This is a genomic window from Prosthecobacter sp. (assembly GCF_020439865.1).
In the GTDB taxonomy this organism is placed as follows: Bacteria; Verrucomicrobiota; Verrucomicrobiia; order Verrucomicrobiales; family Verrucomicrobiaceae; genus Prosthecobacter.
In genome coordinates this window covers 126203-142876 of sequence record NZ_JAGRPF010000113.1, presented here as the reverse complement: position 1 = coordinate 142876, position 16674 = coordinate 126203, and the positions used below count along the sequence as shown (strand labels likewise).

Genomic DNA, 16674 nt, shown 5'->3' with positions numbered 1-16674 from the left:
AGATCGCGGGACTACTCCGCGAGCAGTTTTGCCACCTTGGCTTCCATGTTCTGCATGGCGTTGGTGTTCACCACCATGCCCTTTTTGTTCACCAGCCACATGACAGGAAGAGCTTCGATCCCGTATTTCGAAGAAATTTCATTCTCCCAGCCTTTACCGTCGAAGTACTGCGGCCACTCCACTCCTCTGGCTTTCAAGAAAGCCTCCGCCTCGGCCTTGTCGGAATCCAGCGACACACCGACCACCTCAAACCCTTGAGGATGCAGTTCCTGATAGACTTTGAGCACGTGCGGCAGTTCCGCCACGCAAAGGGTGCACCAGGTGGCCCAGAAATCGATGAGCACCACTTTTCCGCGCAGTTTGGCGAGATCCACCTCCCGGCCGTCCATGGCGGTAAACTTCCAGTCGAGCGGCTTGGACACAAACTCGACAGCCGTTTTGATCTCCTTGAGCCTGCGCTCAACGATGGGGTTTCCCTGTTCGGTCGGATAGTCCTTCAGGTGCTTCTCGGCCCGGGCGATCCAGGCGGGGGCGGTGTCGTCCGAAACATCGACAGCCTCAGCGGTGGTCATGACGTTCAGGATGCTCGCCTGGGCCTTGATCGCGGGATTGGCATCTTCCGCAGCGAGGATGTCGTCCAGGCTGATGGCTTTCTTCGCGGGTGGAGGCACGCCTGCCATCTCTCGCGCATTGCCCACCAAAGACTCAAACAGGGCCGCCTCCCAGCGGGCGGGATTGCTCGGTGCGGCCTTCAGAGCGGCGGCATAGGTGGCGTCGAATTCGACCAGCCCCGTCTTCAGCATAACCAGCGCGTCCTCCCGGGACTGAGGCGGCGGCTGAGGGTCTCTGAGGCCCTCAATGGCATCTTTCACCTTCCGCCATTCTGCATCGCCGTCGGCGGCACACAGAGACAATGAAAGCGTCAGGACGAATGTGGTGATCCAGAGGAAATGCAGGCGATGGGGGGTCATGGGGATCAACCTAAACGGGACAAAACACCGTCTGCATTCGTCTAAGCGAAGATTTCTGCCACAGCCTTCCCCTTACCGTCTTCGGTCACGTAGAACGGCCGGCCTTCGATCTCGTACTCGGTCTTCGGGCTGATGCCCATGGCGGTCATGATGGTGGCGTGGAGGTCCATGACGCTGACAGGGTTCTTGGTGGCGATGAGGGGGCGTTCGTCGGCGGTTTCGCCATAGAGAAAGCCTTTCTTCGTTCCGCCGCCGAACATGACCACACTGGTGCCGCCGGTGAAGTGGCGGTGCAGGCCGTAGTGCTTCATTTCTTCGAGCTTATCGACCTTGAAGGTCGTCTGGTCGTTCGCGTTCGAGCCGGGCTTGCCTTCCATGAGCGCATCGCGGCTGAACTCGCTTGCAATCACGATGAGTGTGCGATCCAGCAGTCCTTTTGCCTCCAAATCACGTACCAACTGCGCGATGGGCGCGTCGATTTCCTTGTGCATCGCCTCCAAAGTGGTGTGGCCGTCTTTATGCGTGTCCCACTGGAAGAAGGGCACGTACTCGGTGGTGACCTCGACGAATCGCGTCCCAGCCTCGACCAAACGACGCGCCAACAGGCAGCCGCGGCCGAAGCGGCCCGTGTCATACTTCGCGTAGCTCTCCTTCGGCTCCAGCGTGATGTCGAAGGCCTCGCGCTCCTTCGCGCTGAGCAGGCGATACGCGTTGTCCATGCTGCGCAGCATCGACTCCTGCTGGTAGTCGCTCATGAACTCGCGCTGCGGGCTTTGATCGACGAGCTTACGGAACAGGCGGTCACGATTGGCGAAACGTTGCGCGTCCATGCCCTTCGGCGGCTTCACGGACTGCGCAGCTTCTTCGGGATAGGGCAGATTCATCGGTCCGAACTCGCTGCCAAAGAAACCGGCAGTGGTGAAGGCCTTCAGTTCCTCACTTTCGCCCACGCCTTCGAGTCGCTGGCCGATGTTGATGAACGCGGGCATCACCGTATTGCGCGGGCCGAGGACTTTCGCCATCCACGCACCGATGTGCGGGCAGGCGACCGTCTGAGGCGGCACATAACCGGTGTGCCAGTGATACTGATGCCGTGAGTGCAAAATGCTGCCGAGGTCCGGCTGCACGGCGCTGCGTATGAGCGTCGCACGATCCATCACCTGGGCGATGTTTTCCAGTCCCTGGCAGATTTTGATGCCATCGACGGCAGTGTTGATCGCCGGGAAAGTGCTGAGCATGCGTTTGACCTCGAGACCCTTCTCGAACGGCAGGTAGCCCTTCGGATCGAACGTGTCCGGCGCGGCCATGCCGCCCGCCATCCAAAGCAAGATGCAGGCGTCGGCCTTCGCAGGTGGATGCACCGCTTTTTCGCCTGTCTTCGCCCAGATCGCCCGTGGCTCGCCCGTCATCCACGCGGCAGTGGAGGCGGCGGCGAGTTTCTTGAGGAAATCGCGGCGGACGAGGTGTTCCGGCAGGCTGGGATCGAGTTCGTGCATGACCATAGAACGAATTCGACCGAGGGGGGTGTTGCACACAGCTGCCTATTTGTGTCGTCCGGCATCAACCTCAACAATATGCCCAAGATTCCGCGATTGACGGGCGTCAAGCCATCGCCATTTCCATTATCGTGCTCATCAGCCTCCACCATGCTCTGTTTGTGCTGCTGCCCGTCGCCTTGGCGGCCCGCATGGCCGTCAGGCCATGTCCTGCCACGGCCGATGTGGCGCAGGGCGTGATGCGCTTTTGCCTCGGAATCGGCAAATGGGTGCTGTTGATCGATCCGCTGTGGCATCTTTCGGCGATCGTCCTTCGGGGCGGACCGGAGAGCCTGAGTGTCAGCGTGACGTGGATGGGATTTCTCGCGCTGCTGCTCAGCCTGCATTTCATTTTCACCGCCGTGGGAGATTTGATGGCCGGACTTGGCGGCATGCTGGGATTCAAGGTGAGTGACAAGTTTTTGGAAACGCTGACAATGAGGCCCGTAACCGGAGGAAAAGTGGTACGGCTGATCGCCTTGTTGATCGCGATCACCGTACTCGGCATGCTGCTGCAGACGCTTTCATTGACTGATACCTGGCTGCATTTGAAGGCCCTGTTCGTCCCTCCTGCCAAAACGATCGCCACCGCTTTCCAGCAGGCACGGGTGTGGACGGACTTCCATGTGATCACGATGTTTGCCGCGCTCGCCTGCCTGATCGGCCTGCCGAACTCGGGTGATTTCCTGCGTGAACGTGCAGCCTGGAAAGGAACCGTCTGTTTGAGCATCTTCCTGCTGGCCATGGCGATGCTGTGGGCCCACGCGTCTCCCATGTCATGAAACCGACGCCGCCACCGATCGATCCCACCAAGCGCTCGCTCGTGCCACCCGAGCCAGAGCTGAGCCCACGTGCGGCGAAGAACATCGTTCGTGTGTTCGCACTTCTGCTGGCCATCCCGCTGGCATTTGAGATCGCGTCGTGGTTCACCGTCTCCAAAACCAACCTCGCAGCCGCCACGGTTCGCAGTGGCATGCAGTGGGTTCTGACGCATGCGCTGACGGAGGGAAATCGCGAAGTATTTCTCGGCCGGGACGGCTGGCTGTTTGACCAGCATGAGCTCGATCGTCTGGTGCATGCCCGCCGTGATGGCAACGAAGTGCGGTCAGATCTGATCAAGCTGGCAGCCAGGTTGAAGGAGCAGGACACGCAGTTGCTCGTCATCGCGATCCCAGAACGCGCTGCTCTCTATCCCGAGCAGATCCGCCCCGGCCGTTATGCCAACGTGGTGCGATTGGACGACGAATCCGTCAAACTGGGTGAACTGAAAGCAGCGGGCGCCGATGTGCTGGACATGACGGATGCGCTCTGGGAATTCCGTGACCGGGAGCTGGCTTTCTTCTCACAGGACAGCCACTGGACGCCCGAGGCGATGAAGATGGTCGCGCTGACGGTGAACAAGCACGTGCGGGAAAAGTTCCCGCGCCTTGGCAGCACGGAGACGCCGATCATCAACGCCACAATTCTGGAACACACGGATGCAGGGGACCTCGCACGCCGGCTCGATCCGCTTCATGCCGCCAACCTGCTGGGCGAGGAGGGCGCCGACCTGATTTCGATCGAAGGAATCGAGCCGAGTGGAAAGTCTCCCATCGTGCTGCACGGCGGCGAACTGATGCGCGTGTATGACGATGCGACGCTCAGCTTCGGAGGTGGCGGCAAGCCGCCGAGCGCCGGCTTTGCCACACAACTGGCCACGCTGCTGGGACGTCCGGTCGATGTTCGCGGCCTTCCGGGCCCGGACGAGAAGCACGAGGACAAAAAGCTCGTCATCGTTCTGTTGCCGATGGCGGAACTGGTGCCGTAACTTTCGCCTCCTCATGCTTCGACTTCTCCTTCACTTCTTCTTTGGCGGCGTGTTTGTTTATGCAGGCATCCTGAAGGTGGCCGATCCGATGTCGTTCCTCGACGACATCCGTAGTTTTGACCTGATAACTGATCCTTGGGCCGCGTGGTTGGCCATGGGACTGCCGTGGCTGGAAATTCTCGCTGGACTCTCGGTGATGAGCGGATTTTTGCGGTCTGGCGGTCTGCTGGTTTTGAACGCCTCGCTGCTCGTCTTCCTCGGCGCGATCAGCATCGCGTGGTGGCGCGGCATCGACATACGCTGCGGCTGCTTTGGCCATGCGGACGCCACCTCGAACTACCGTGATCTTATTCTGCGCGATCTGCTGCTGCTGGCAGCGGGGATCGTGCTGGTGTGGCATGGCAAACCCCGGGCAAAAACATGAGCATCGAATCCAAGTACCACTTCGCCTCCGACAACACGTCCGGCATTTGCCCCGAAGCCTGGCAGGCGTTGGGAGAAGCCAACGAGGGTTATCAGCCGAGCTACGGCGCTGATTCGACGACCGGAGAGGCCTGCGAAACGTTCCGGCGGTTTTTTGAAACCGATTGTGACGTCTACTTCGTCTTCAACGGCACGGCAGCGAACTCGCTCTCGCTGGCCACCCTCTGCCAGAGCTATCACAGCATCATCACGGCACAGGAGGCGCATGTGGAGACGGACGAGTGCGGTGCGCCGGAGTTTTTCAGCCATGGCTCGAAGATCCTCCTGGCACGCAGTCCATTGGGCAAACTCGATCCCGCGGATGTCGAACGACTGGCAACCAGCCGCAGCGATGTCCATTTTCCCAAACCGCGCGCGCTGAGCATCAGCCAGAGCACGGAACTCGGCACGGTATACCGCCCCGGCGAAATCAAGGGCCTCGGCACTCTCGCGAAACAGCACGGGCTGGCGATCCACATGGACGGAGCGCGGTTCTTCAACGCGCTGACCGGTTTGAACTGCGCGCCCGCCGACATCACCTGGCGCGCCGGAGTGGATGTGCTGTGCTGCGGCGGCACGAAGCTCGGCATGGCGGTGACGGAAGCCGTGGTGTTTTTCAACAAGGAGCTGTCACAGGAGTTTGCCTACCGCTGTAAGCAGGCAGGGCAGCTCTGCTCGAAGATGCGGTTCATTTCCGCGCAATGGCTGCGCATCCTGACCGACGACACCTGGCGCAGACACGCGCAGAACGGCAACACGCTGGCGAAGCGCCTCGCGGATGCGCTCGGCCACCTGCCCGGCGTGCAGATTCTCTACCCGGTGGATGCCAACGCGGTTTTCGCCAAGCTGCCCGACAAGATGAAGGACGGTCTCAAAGAACGTGGCTGGATCTTTTACAGCTTCATTGGCGGAGGATCACGCCTGATGTGCTCGTGGCGCACGACGGCGGCGGACGTGGATGCGTTTGTCGCGGATGCGACCGACTTCGCATGACCCGGCTTACACGCCTTCCGGCGTCTCATCGGACGTCACCGCGTCTTCTTCCACCACGCTGGAAAGGCGCTGGAAGTGAAGCTGCAGCACCCGGCGAAGGTCGGCCTTGGTCGTGGTGACTTCGTATTCCTCGATCGTGACCTTTTCACCCACCTTGGGCAGGTGGCCGAGTAGATGTGTCACGTAGCCACCGATGGTGGTAACTTCGTCGCTTTCGAGCTCAATCCCGGTTTGATCGGCGAGTTCGTAAAGGTTGTAGGTGCCTTCGACGGTAAACTCGTTCTCGTTGATCCGGCGGAACTCACTGACCTCATGGTCAAACTCGTCCTGAATGTCTCCCACAATCTCTTCCAGCACGTTGTCGAGCGTGACGATGCCGACGGCGCCGCCGAATTCATCGACCGCCAGGGCGACGTGAACGTGCTTGTCGAGGAAGAAGCGCAGGAGCTTGTCGATGGGCATCATCTCCGGCACCATGTGCAGCTCGCGCTTGATCTGGCGCAGGTCGGGCTGCGGCTTGCCGACAAGTCCGAGCAGGTCCTTGATGTGGATGATGCCGATGGCGTGGTCCAGATGACCTTCGACGAGCGGGTAGCGCGTATGCTTCGAATCGATGGCGATCTTGAGGCTGGCCTCAAAGGCCTCGTCAGCATCCAGTGACATCACCTGGTTGCGCGGCGTCATCACATCACGCACGCAGCGGTCGTTGAGGGCGAGGGCATTGAGCAGGATGTCCTTCTCGGTTTCCGTCACCTCCTTGGACTTCTGGCTTTCAGCGACGATGTGCCGCAGTTCCTCTTCCGAATGAGCCAGCTCGTGCTCGGAAACGGCTGTGATGCCGAACAAACGCAGCACCATGTTTGTGCTGGCGCTGAGAATCCAGATGGCGGGCTTCAGCACCATGTAGAAAAGATGAAGCGGGCGGGCAATGATCAGCGCTGTGGTGAGCGATTTGCGAATCGCGAGAACCTTGGGCGTCTGCTCGCCGAGAACGACGTGCAGGTAGGTGACAATGGCATAGGCCACACCGATGGAAGTCCAGCGAATGACGGTCTCGCTGACAACGCCCAACTTGAAGAGCAACGGCTGAACCACGACGGCGACGTAAGGCTCCCCGAAGATACCAAGCGCGATGCTGGTGAGTGTGATGCCCAGCTGCCCGGCGGAAAGATAGGCATCGAGGTTTCGCGTGACATGCTGAGCGAACTTCGCCCCCCGGGTGCCTTCATCGATGGCCTGCTGCAGCTGACTGTCGCGAACCTTGACGATGGCGAACTCGGCGGCAACGAAGAAGGCATTGAGCAGCACGATGGCCAGCACGATCACCGCCTGCCAGAACAGCTCCCCCGCAGTAAAGCTCCACTCATGCACGAGTTCGGCGGAGGCATTGGCAAGGAATAAGGTCATCAAGATCAATGGAAGAGCCGCGTCGCAGCGCTTGGCTCACAGCTTCTCGTAGTTTCCGTCGCAGCGCTTTTCCAAAATGGTGAACCCGGCGGCCTTCGCATCAGAGACAGAAAGCGGCTTGGTCAGCCTGGGCGTGTTGAAGCCGGAAATGAGCTTTTTGACCGGCTGTTTGCACAACGGGCAGACCTCAAGCGCGGGCCTGCTGATCGGGCGCCGCAGATCAAAGCCTCTGCGACAGGCTGGGCACCCCTTTTCAGGGTCTTCAGCGATGTAGGAGTAGGTGGGCATCAATATAAGAACGCTTCCCCTCTCCAAGCAGCCAGAGAAAACCTCTGGCTGCAGGTTCGGACGGTGATACTACCAGCTGGACTTCGTCACCCCGGGAATCATCCCTTGGGAGGCGAGTTCACGGAAGGTCATACGGGACATCTGGAAGCGGCGAATGAACGCGCGACGACGGCCGGAGACGCGGCAGCGGTTGATGAGACGCGTCGGGCTTGCATCACGAGGAAGCATGGAGAGGCCGACGTAGTCGCCTTTCGCCTTGAGTTCAGCACGCAGCGCAGCGTACTTTTCGACGGTTTTACGTTTGCGCTTGTCGCGCTCGAGCCAGCATGTTTTTGCCATAGGGGCGCGGAGTCTGCCTCAAAGCCCTCTTTTCGCAAGGAGAAATTTCTGCTGGCGGACACTGTGATTCACGCTAAATCCCCGGTCACTATGGTCATCTTTTACGGAATGTGTCTCGCAGCCGCTCTTCTTTTTTGCGGCGTCCTCGCTTTCACCTACTTGGTGAAGGGCTGAAACAGCCCCTTTAGGCAGCACTATTGATATAGGAAAGTCGTCAGCGGACTGGTGGCTGAAGCCTCGGCTGCACCCTCGCTCAGGCCGATCTCATAGGCGCTGCGTCCGGCCTCGACAGCCATTTTGAAGGCCTGGGCCATGCGAACGGGATCGGAAGCGACGGCAATGGCGGTGTTCACCAGAACGGCATCCGCCCCCATTTCGAAAGCCTCGGCGGCGTGGCTGGGGGCCCCGATGCCGGCATCCACCACGACCGGAACAGTGGCCTGGGTGATGATGATTTCGATCTGCCGACGCGTCGTGATCCCCTGATGGGACCCAATCGGCGATCCAAGCGGCATGACGGTGGCCGTGCCGACATCCTGCAAGCGACGGGCCAGAACGGGGTCCGCATTGATGTAGGGCAGCACGGTAAAACCCTCCTTCACGAGGATTTCGGCCGCTTTGAGCGTCTCGATCGGGTCTGGCAGCAGGTAGCGAGGGTCGGGATGAATTTCGAGCTTCACCCAGTTGGGGAGACCGGCCGCGACCGCAAGCCTGGCAAGACGAACCGCCTCCTCGGCATTCATGGCACCGCTGGTATTCGGCAGCAGCAGGACGTTTTTCGGGATGAAATCGAGGATGTTGGCAAACGGATCGCCCTTCCCCGTCAAATCAGCCCGCCGAAGCGCGACGGTCACGATTTCCGTCTCCGAGGCGACGATGGCGCCACGCATCAGCTCACCGCTCGCAAACTTCCCGGTCCCCAGCATGAGGCGGGAATGAAACTGACGATCGGCGATGGTGAGGGTCTGGTTTGGCACGGGCGGGGAGCAATGAACCAAATCCCGCGTCACGCAAGCATCACCCGCTGCAGCAGTTCGCCAGTCGGTGTCTGGATGCCGATGTAAAAGTCTCCGAATTCACCATACTGGGCGGTGACTTCGTCAAAGCGCATCTCATAGACGATGCTTTTGATCTGGAACATGTCGTGGGCGAAGAGCGTGACGCCCCACTCGTAGCTGTCGAGCCCCGTGGAGCCGGAGATAAGCTGGCGCACCTTGCCGGCGTATTTGCGGCCGGTCTTCGCATGACCACCCATCAGCTCCCGGCGTTTGGCAAATTCATTCGCATACCAGTTCGCGCCCACATTGCGGCGCTTGCTCATCGGGTAAAAGCAGAAGACCTGCCAGTCCGGCATGTTCGGGTAGAGACGGTCGTTGAAATACTTCGTCATGTGGCCCTTCCACTCCGCCACGCGCTTGTCGAAGGCCTCCGTGCCGGGCGTGAGGTTCTCCGCCTTTTCGATCTGCGCCTTGAACTCCTCTTCAGACTGAGAGTACTCCGTCCACTCCGTCATTGAGAGATAGCTGTAAGCAGGCGTGAGAGCGTCCGGCCCGAGAGCGAGGCTGATCTGCTTCTCAAAGCGCTGGGATTCGTGCAAATCGGGAGTGATGAGCATGAAGCCGAGTTCCGACTTCGGCGACACCATCGCGAAAGCGAGGAGCTGTGTGCCGGGATGCTTGCGAATCGCCTCGATCGTGCGGGAGAAATTCTCGCGCCGCTCCTGGCGCTCCTCCGGTGTCAACGCCGCCCAGTAGCCGTGGTCGATATTGAAAAACAGGTGCTGCACGACCCAGCCTTCTTCGGAAATCAGCGGTTTCGATTCAGCAGGGCCGTTGGACGTGGGGAACGATGTCGGAATGAGCATGGTGGTTGAGATGGGGATGCCTGTCACATACGCCGGAATTCCAGCGGCTCAATGAACGATCGTTGGCATTTGCTGCGCAGGAGGTCACTCGCACCCGATGTCATACACCAGCACCTTTTTGGCGATGGGCATCAGGGTCTGCTTCACGGTACTCACATGCACCGGATGCTTTTCGTAGGCGGTCATGTCGGCCTTGTTGGCAAAACGCATGATGAAACCGACGTCGAAGCTGTCATCGACGATGTCGCGGTCGCTGGGCAAGGCTGCGCCCACGCTGAGGTGCTGGATCAGTTTGATCTCAGCTTGGAATCGCTTCGCGGCAGCGACGAGCGCAGCGCGGTCGGCGGCATTGCCAGGACGCTTGAGCCAGACGAGCACAATGTGCTCGACCTTGCCTTTGGGCGTGTTCTTGTAACCGAACGGACAGGTCGTGCAGGAACTCAGGACGAGGGCGGTGACGGCGGCAAGGATGAGAGTGGCGTTCTTCATGGCAGTGGCTAGCTTGGCACGACATGAAAAATCCGTCGAGACCGATTCTGCTCCTTTTCGCCCTGAACGTGTGCTCCGCGCAGGAGACCTTTGACCGCCTGATATTTCATGCGGCACCGAAGCCGATTTCGAAGGACGCGAAGACCAGCGACTGGCCGCGCGTTCTCGGCCCCACGAACGATGCCCACTCGCCGGAAACGCATTTGTTGAAAACGTGGACCGCAGGCGAGCCGAAACCGGTCTGGGAAGTCGCCATGGGTGAGGCCTACAACTCACCTGCCATCAGCGGAGACTACTGCGTCATCTTCCATGCAATCGAGGGCAAGGAGACCATCGAATGCCTCGACCGTGAAACTGGAAAACGTTTCTGGTCGCAGGATTACCCGATCTCGTATCAGGATCGTTACGGCTTCGGCAACGGCCCACGTGGCAGCCCGGTCATCGCCGACGGCGTCGTGGTGACCTATGGTGTGACGGCCGAGCTGCACGCCTTCGATTTGAAGACGGGCAAGGTGCTGTGGAAACACGACCTGCTGAATGAGATGCATGTCCCACAGGATTTCTTCGGCGCGGGTGGCACGCCGCTGATTCTCGACGGACGCGTGATCCTGAACGTCGGTGGCAAGAAGACGCTGATCGAGGACAACGAGGGACTGCGTGACCGCAAAGAACGACTCGCAGAGGCGGGCGTGTCCGTGGCGGCGTTTGATTTGAAGAGCGGCAAGGTGGTGTGGACGATCGAAGACGCGTGGGGTGCAAGCTATGCCTCACCCGTTCCCGCGACGCTGCATGGAAAGACCAAGGTGCTCGTCTATGCCGGTGGTGAAAGCGATCCGGCCACGGGCGGCCTCATGTGCATCGATCCCGTCAGCGGAAAACTGCATTCGAAATTTGCCTGGCGGAACGAAGATTACATCCAGGCCATCGGCAGTTCACCCGTCGTCATTCCGGAAAAGAACCGCGCCTTCATCACCACGGCGTATCCAAAAGGGCGGCCGCTCGGCGGCGTAATGGTGGATTACGATGCGGAGTTCCAACCGAAGGAAGTGTGGACCTCCAAGAAGCTCGGCGTGCATTGGATGAACCCCGTGTATCACGACGGTCATCTCTACGCCATCGATGGCGAAACGGAGCCGAAGTCCCGGCTTGTCTGTGTAAACGCCGACACCGGCGCCGAAGTATGGGAGCAGCACATCGAATGGGAGGACGCGGAGTTCAGCAAGCAGACCGGTCGTGCGAATCCCGCCCGTCTCAGCATTCTCCGCGCAAGTCTGCTCAGAGCTGATGGCGCCTTTCTCTGCCTCGGTGAAACAGGATCGCTTCATTGGCTCGACCTAGATCCCACCGGAGCCAAGGTGGTTGCGCAAGCACAACCATTTTACGCACTGAACACCTGGAGCCTTCCTGCATTGAGCCACGGCCTGCTATACATTCGTCAGCAATCGATGGACCTGATGCAGAAGACGGGACCTCGGATGATCTGTCTCGATTTGAGAGGGGAGTAGCCAGAGACGCAGCAGGTCCTTTCGTGGCAGCCAAAATGGGGTGCCAAGAATTGGCCGGACTGATAAACTTCACTCTTGGCGGAACGAAGGCGGTTTGATAGCGTCGGGGGACATTCCGAATAATGAACACCACCCTCGTCATCCGCATCTGTGTCGTCACACTCGCCTTCCTGATCATCGCCCTGATCTGGAATTCACTCAAAGACGCCGGGGACGGGATGAAGCTGGTGTTTGTGATCGTCGTCGGACTGATCGGGGGCATCGCGGCTGTGAAGTTTGTCATTCCCTGGTTCGGAGATGTGATGGGCGAGGCGGTGTTCTCCTCCGGCGAGAAGGTGGAACAGGACGAAATGACCAAGGCCGCGGCCTGCATCGCCACAGGTGACTACGAGGGCGCGATCGGCCACTACGAGAAAATGCTGGATGAAAAGCCGGACGATCCCTTCCCCGTGGCAGAAATCGCCAAGGTGTACGCCGAGCGTCTGCATGACCCGCAGGCGGCGCTGCGCGCCTTGGAGGAGCACCTGCAAAGCCAGGAGTGGCCGGTGGATGACGCGGCCTTCATCATGTTCCGCATTGCGGATGTGCATCTGACTCACCGGCATGACTTTGAGACCGCGCGTGACATGCTCGAGCAGGTGATCGGCAACTTCCCCAACACGCGTCACAGCGCGAACGCGCATCATAAGATGAGCGAAATCGAACAGATGCAGTACAAGCTCCTGATGGAGCAGCGCACGAAGGCGGGATCTTCCGGCACCGCCGCATGACCACCCTGACCCCGGCGGAAGATGCTCGCGAAGCTTCAGCTTTGGTCACGGGCAAATCCGCTGATGGCATTGGCCCTCGCGGCCGTATGCGGAATCCTAGCGACCGAATGGTTCGCACCGCCTGCCGACTGTGACTGGTTCGTCGCCTGTTCCGCAGTGTTTCTCTCTGCGGCACTGATCAGCGGACGTTCCTGGCTGTTGTTTCCGAGTGTGGCGATGGTTTTCATTTTCATCCATGCGACACGCACCGATGAAACCTTCCGCCATCCGCTGCGACTTGAGCTGAAACAGCAGGACAAGCCGGTGCAGGCAACGATTCAAGGCAGCCTTCTGCCGGACTTCGACACCACGGCGGACGGACGCACCCACGCGCTTTGCACCGCGCAAAAGATCGAGATTCCGGCTGCGGGATTGGTGATCGAGCAACCCGCCGTTTTGCTGGTGCGCCTGCCGCGAGGGGTCCGTTTTCCCGGAGCGGGAATGTTTGAACTGCACGGAAGCATCTACCTGCCGCGCGCCTCATCGAACCCGGGAGCGTTCGATGCGCAGGAGCATGCGCTACGAACGGGACGGGTGGCCCGGTTCGAGGCGGATCGCATGCAGCGCCTCGGTGACAGCAGCATGGCATGGTGGGGCACGTTCTTGGAGACAGCGGAGCATTGCAGGCAATGGATCAGCAAACAGCTCACCCGTGATCTGGAGGACGATCCGCAAACAGCGGCCGTAATACGGGCGATGGCGCTGGGCATGTCCGCCGGAGCGGATGACGAAATCGAAGACACGTTTCGCAACAGCGGCACGCTCCATGTCTTCGCCGTCAGCGGTCTGCATGTAGGACTGCTCGGAGTGATCGCTCTGACGCTGCTGCGTCAGACCGGGATGCGACGCGGCATGTCGGTCTCGCTGATGATCTTCATCGTCTTTGCCTATGCGTTCGTCACCGGATGGCGCCCCTCGGCGGCACGTGCCGCTTTCATGGTGGCGATCTTCATGTGCGGCTCACTGGTGGACCGCGAATCGTCGCTGCAAAACAGCCTGGGCGCCGCGGCATTGCTGCTGCTGGCGTCGGACACCCACCAGCTTTTCATGCCGGGGTTTCAGCTTTCATTCGGCGTGCTGTGGATCAGTTCAGCCGGCTCCGCGTCTTTGCGAGAACGATTGATGCCGTTCACGCGCCTCGACCCATTTCTGCCACCGCAGCTTGCCAGCTGGCGACAGCGCGCGTGGAGCCAGGCCCGGCTGTGGCTTGCGGGAACGTTGAGTCTGTCGTTTGCCGCATGGATTGGCAGCCTCCCCTTTATCCTCGGGCACTTTCAATCGGTGACTCCCGTGGCGGTAATCGCCAACTGCGTGCTCGTGCCGCTGGCGTTCCTGTGTCTGAGCGCAACCTGCCTGAGCCTGTGCGCCGCAGCACTGCATCTCACCGGCGTGCAGGTCATTCTCAACAACGCCAACTGGGCGCTGGCGAAAGCGATGATCGCCAGCGCGGCGTGGTTTGCCGGACTGCCCGGAGCAAGCTTCCACTTTCAGCCCGATGTTTCTTCCACGCATGCCCCCGCCGTCTGGCGAGTACTGGAACTGCCGCATGGCGGAGCGGCGAATCATCTTCGAATCGGCGACAGCCACTGGCTGTTCGACACCGGGGATGAATCGAACTTCCGCCGTGTGATGCGGCCGTATCTGCACTCCAGCGGCGTGAATACGGTCACGGGCGTGTTTCTGAGCCACAACGATGCGGATCACATCGGAGCCGTTTCACAGGTGCTCTCGACATTTGATTCTCCACACCTGTTTTGCAGCACCCAGGAGCCGGGCATTCATGATTCATCGCTATCCACCATGCGTCGTTTACTCGATCAGGCCGGGCCGTCGCTGATGCACAAACTGCGCGTCGATGAACGTGTCGTGTTGTCCGATGAAAAGGCCTTCAAGGTCGGGGCGCAGGTGCTGTACCCGACGATGCAGGTGCAGCACGATCGCGGTGATGATCGGGCGATGGTGCTGATGCTGCATCTCGGGCCATGGCGAGTCTTGTGGCTGAGCGACGCAGGCTGGCACGCGGAGAAGTTCCTGTGCGCCAGCGCCGCTGACATTCGCTGTGATGTTTTGATCCGCAGCCAGCATGCGACGGACCTCATGATGACAACCGAGTTCCTGCTCAAGGCCGGCCCGCAGGCAGTTCTTTGCGGCAGTGATGCGCGTGATGTGGAGGCGGCCTTGCCTGCTTCACTCGTCGAGGAGACAAACGAACTCGGCATCCCGCTGCTAGACACTTGGACCGATGGCAGCATCGAACTGCAGTTTCAGCCTGATGAACTGCACCTCCTCACCCGACGAAGCGGGAGGCACGTGATCCTGAATCCACGTGAATCACGAGCTTCTGCCCTTAAGGCGAAGAATCCGGCCGTTCACCGAGTCTCGCAATGATGTCTCCCATCTTGTTGTTACGGATGACTTCGAGTTTCACCTCGCTGCCGGGCGGCTGGGTGCGGATGATCTGGAGCAGATCGCCAGGGGAGCGGAAGGCCATGCCCTGAAACTTGGTCACCACGTCCCCCGGATGCAGACCCGCTTCTTCTGCCGGAGAATTGCGCCCGATGTCCGTCACCAGCGCACCGCGTCGCGAGGTGCCCCAGACTGGATCGATCTCCACCGGCTCGCTGCTGACCTCGAGTCCGAGATAACCTCTGCCGGTCAAGTTTGTCGCCATCTTCTTCGCATCTTCCTTGAGCTTCGCCTGAATGCTGTCCACGACCACCTTTGCCTCATTGGCCGGAATGGCCAGACCCACCCCCTGCCAGGCACGCACCGTCGCATCACCTCGATAAATGGCGACGTTGATGCCAATGATCTCACCGCGGATGTTCACCAGCGGACCGCCGGAATTGCCGGGATTGATCACCGTGTCCGTTTGCAGGTAGTCCATCTGGCTGTCGCTGAGATGGCGGTCCCGCGCACTGATGATGCCTTGAGTAACTGTGCCGCTGAGTCCAAACGGATTGCCCACCGCGAGTACAATCTGTCCGACCTTGGCATCGTCGGAATTGGCGAAGCTCAGTGCTGGAAAATCCAGACGCGTGCTTTCAATTTTCAACAGCGCGATGTCTCGCTCCTTGTTGAACCCGAGGATGAGCGCCGGATACTTCTTGTTGTCATTCGTGGTGACCTGAATGTCCGACACCACAGCGCCCTCGATGACGTGGTAGTTCGTGACCACATGTCCCTCCTTGCTGACGATCACTCCGGAGCCCAGTCCCGGCACGATCTGCTCACGCTCCCCGATCAGGCCGTAAAATGGATGCCAGCTCAACTGCATTGGCTGCACCGTTTTGGTGGTGATGCTGACCACCGAGGGAAGCACGGCTGCGGAAAGCTTGGCAAACTCGTCGTTCAGACGGCTCATCAACGGCAGCTCGTCGAGCGCGATTTTCGGTCCTTTGGCCGGAGTGAGCGCCGCCGCTGTGGGTTTGTCTCCATGAAGAAGATCGAGCGCGCCATAACCCTCGCGTCCATGACGCCACCACGAGAACAGCAACCCGGCCAGGGCAAAGACAAAGATGGCAAACAGCAGGCGGCGGAGGTTTTCCATGGGCACCAATGCGTCAGCGGCCGCGAACTTCAAAGTTCAAAGTTGCACCGCATCATCAGGCGTTCAGGCCGCCTTCTTCGGGCACAAAATGATGAGCTTCTGACGCGAGGCCGGCGGCGGATCGACCGGTTCACTGAGCGCGCGGCTTACTGCGCTCTTGAGTTCTTCAGGCTCGAAAGGCTTTGTCACATAGTCGCAAACGCCCCGGCGCACTGCCGTGACAATGTCGCGCGTCTCGGAGCAGGCGGAAACCATCACGAAGCGGGTCGCAGGCGAAGCTTCACGTGCTTCACGGATCATGTCGAGACCGTCGATGTCACCAAGGCGACGGTCCACCAAGGCCAGTTCAGGGGTCATTTCCCGAATCGCTTCCAGTCCGGCACGACCGTTGTCGAAAGCCATCACATCGTGCCCGTCGGACTGACAGAGGGTGGAAATCAGCTTGAGCACGGGCTGATGATCTTCAATAACAATGATATTGGCCATATTGAGTCGAATGGTAGCAGTGGCCTGCTTAGACGGCAAGGACCTTGTCAGAAACTTGTCACGCGATCCGGCCGCAGCCGAAACGGATTTTCCCCTGAGCAGCCCACAATTGGCCTGGTCCGATCGCGACACGGCAGCCAAGGCGGCTGGCAGATGCCATGCCTTGGGC

17 protein-coding genes are annotated in these 16674 nt (G+C 60.0%); 7 read left to right on the top strand and 10 right to left on the bottom strand.

Translation table 11 applies throughout. The features are described from left to right. Nucleotides 1-11: 11 nt before the first annotated feature. Nucleotides 12-971 (bottom strand): TlpA disulfide reductase family protein, encoded by a 960-nt coding sequence (locus KDL09_RS13490; protein WP_294385934.1) that lies wholly within the window; start codon nt 969-971, stop codon nt 12-14. A gap of 41 nt (nt 972-1012) precedes the next feature. Beyond that, the gene (locus KDL09_RS13485) at nt 1013-2467 is read right to left on the bottom strand and encodes a DUF1501 domain-containing protein (protein WP_294385931.1); all 1455 of its coding nucleotides are present in this window, start codon (nt 2465-2467) and stop codon (nt 1013-1015) included. A gap of 131 nt (nt 2468-2598) precedes the next feature. Here KDL09_RS13485 and KDL09_RS13480 point away from each other — a divergent pair, with 131 nt between their 5' ends. From KDL09_RS13480 to KDL09_RS13465, 4 genes are read left to right on the top strand one after another with little or no spacing between them, the layout of a single operon-like run. Next, nucleotides 2599-3288, top strand: a complete 690-nt coding sequence (locus KDL09_RS13480; RefSeq protein ID WP_294385925.1) for a hypothetical protein — start codon at nt 2599-2601, stop codon at nt 3286-3288. Beyond that, nucleotides 3285-4313 carry a hypothetical protein gene (locus KDL09_RS13475; RefSeq protein WP_294385921.1) on the top strand — a complete coding sequence of 343 codons (1029 nt, stop codon included), beginning with the start codon at nt 3285-3287 and terminating at the stop codon, nt 4311-4313. Before KDL09_RS13480 ends, KDL09_RS13475 begins: the two co-directional genes overlap by 4 nt. A 13-nt stretch (nt 4314-4326) precedes the next feature. Next, entirely contained in the window at nt 4327-4737 is a 411-nt protein-coding gene (locus KDL09_RS13470) for a MauE/DoxX family redox-associated membrane protein (protein WP_294385919.1), read from the top strand. Continuing rightward, nucleotides 4734-5768: a low specificity L-threonine aldolase gene (locus KDL09_RS13465; RefSeq protein ID WP_294385916.1), complete on the top strand. Its 1035-nt coding sequence runs from the start codon at nt 4734-4736 to the stop codon at nt 5766-5768. The genes KDL09_RS13470 and KDL09_RS13465 overlap by 4 nt, the downstream gene beginning before the upstream one ends. A 6-nt stretch (nt 5769-5774) precedes the next feature. Here the strand turns inward: KDL09_RS13465 and KDL09_RS13460 are convergent, their stop codons facing one another. The 6 genes from KDL09_RS13460 to KDL09_RS13435 form a co-directional block, all read right to left on the bottom strand. Further along, nucleotides 5775-7175: a hemolysin family protein gene (locus KDL09_RS13460; protein WP_294385912.1), complete on the bottom strand. Its 1401-nt coding sequence runs from the start codon at nt 7173-7175 to the stop codon at nt 5775-5777. A 36-nt stretch (nt 7176-7211) separates the two neighbouring features. Continuing rightward, nucleotides 7212-7463, bottom strand: a complete 252-nt coding sequence (locus tag KDL09_RS13455) for a zinc ribbon domain-containing protein (protein ID WP_294385909.1) — start codon at nt 7461-7463, stop codon at nt 7212-7214. A 69-nt stretch (nt 7464-7532) separates the two neighbouring features. Next, entirely contained in the window at nt 7533-7802 is a 270-nt protein-coding gene (rpsN, locus tag KDL09_RS13450) for a 30S ribosomal protein S14 (RefSeq protein WP_294385905.1), read from the bottom strand. A gap of 194 nt (nt 7803-7996) precedes the next feature. Continuing rightward, the gene (locus KDL09_RS13445; RefSeq protein ID WP_294385902.1) at nt 7997-8779 is read right to left on the bottom strand and encodes a thiazole synthase; all 783 of its coding nucleotides are present in this window, start codon (nt 8777-8779) and stop codon (nt 7997-7999) included. Nucleotides 8780-8808: 29 nt separating this feature from the next. After that, nucleotides 8809-9666 (bottom strand): hydrogen peroxide-dependent heme synthase, encoded by an 858-nt coding sequence (gene hemQ, locus KDL09_RS13440; protein WP_294385899.1) that lies wholly within the window; start codon nt 9664-9666, stop codon nt 8809-8811. Between the two features lie 84 nt (nt 9667-9750). Beyond that, nucleotides 9751-10155, bottom strand: a complete 405-nt coding sequence (locus KDL09_RS13435; RefSeq protein WP_294385896.1) for a Dabb family protein — start codon at nt 10153-10155, stop codon at nt 9751-9753. Between the two features lie 23 nt (nt 10156-10178). Here KDL09_RS13435 and KDL09_RS13430 point away from each other — a divergent pair, with 23 nt between their 5' ends. The 3 genes from KDL09_RS13430 to KDL09_RS13420 all read left to right on the top strand — a co-directional run bounded on the left by KDL09_RS13430 (nt 10179) and on the right by KDL09_RS13420 (nt 14857). Next, nucleotides 10179-11660, top strand: coding sequence for a PQQ-binding-like beta-propeller repeat protein (locus tag KDL09_RS13430; RefSeq protein WP_294385894.1), 1482 nt, complete (start codon nt 10179-10181; stop codon nt 11658-11660). A 122-nt stretch (nt 11661-11782) separates the two neighbouring features. After that, nucleotides 11783-12430, top strand: coding sequence for a hypothetical protein (locus tag KDL09_RS13425; protein ID WP_294385891.1), 648 nt, complete (start codon nt 11783-11785; stop codon nt 12428-12430). Nucleotides 12431-12493: 63 nt separating this feature from the next. Further along, nucleotides 12494-14857 carry a ComEC/Rec2 family competence protein gene (locus tag KDL09_RS13420; RefSeq protein WP_294385888.1) on the top strand — a complete coding sequence of 788 codons (2364 nt, stop codon included), beginning with the start codon at nt 12494-12496 and terminating at the stop codon, nt 14855-14857. Here the strand turns inward: KDL09_RS13420 and KDL09_RS13415 are convergent. Beyond that, nucleotides 14817-16019 (bottom strand): trypsin-like peptidase domain-containing protein, encoded by a 1203-nt coding sequence (locus KDL09_RS13415; RefSeq protein WP_294385886.1) that lies wholly within the window; start codon nt 16017-16019, stop codon nt 14817-14819. The genes KDL09_RS13420 and KDL09_RS13415 overlap by 41 nt on opposite strands. A 63-nt stretch (nt 16020-16082) precedes the next feature. After that, the gene (locus KDL09_RS13410) at nt 16083-16637 is read right to left on the bottom strand and encodes a response regulator (RefSeq protein WP_294386080.1); all 555 of its coding nucleotides are present in this window, start codon (nt 16635-16637) and stop codon (nt 16083-16085) included. Nucleotides 16638-16674: the final 37 nt, after the last annotated feature.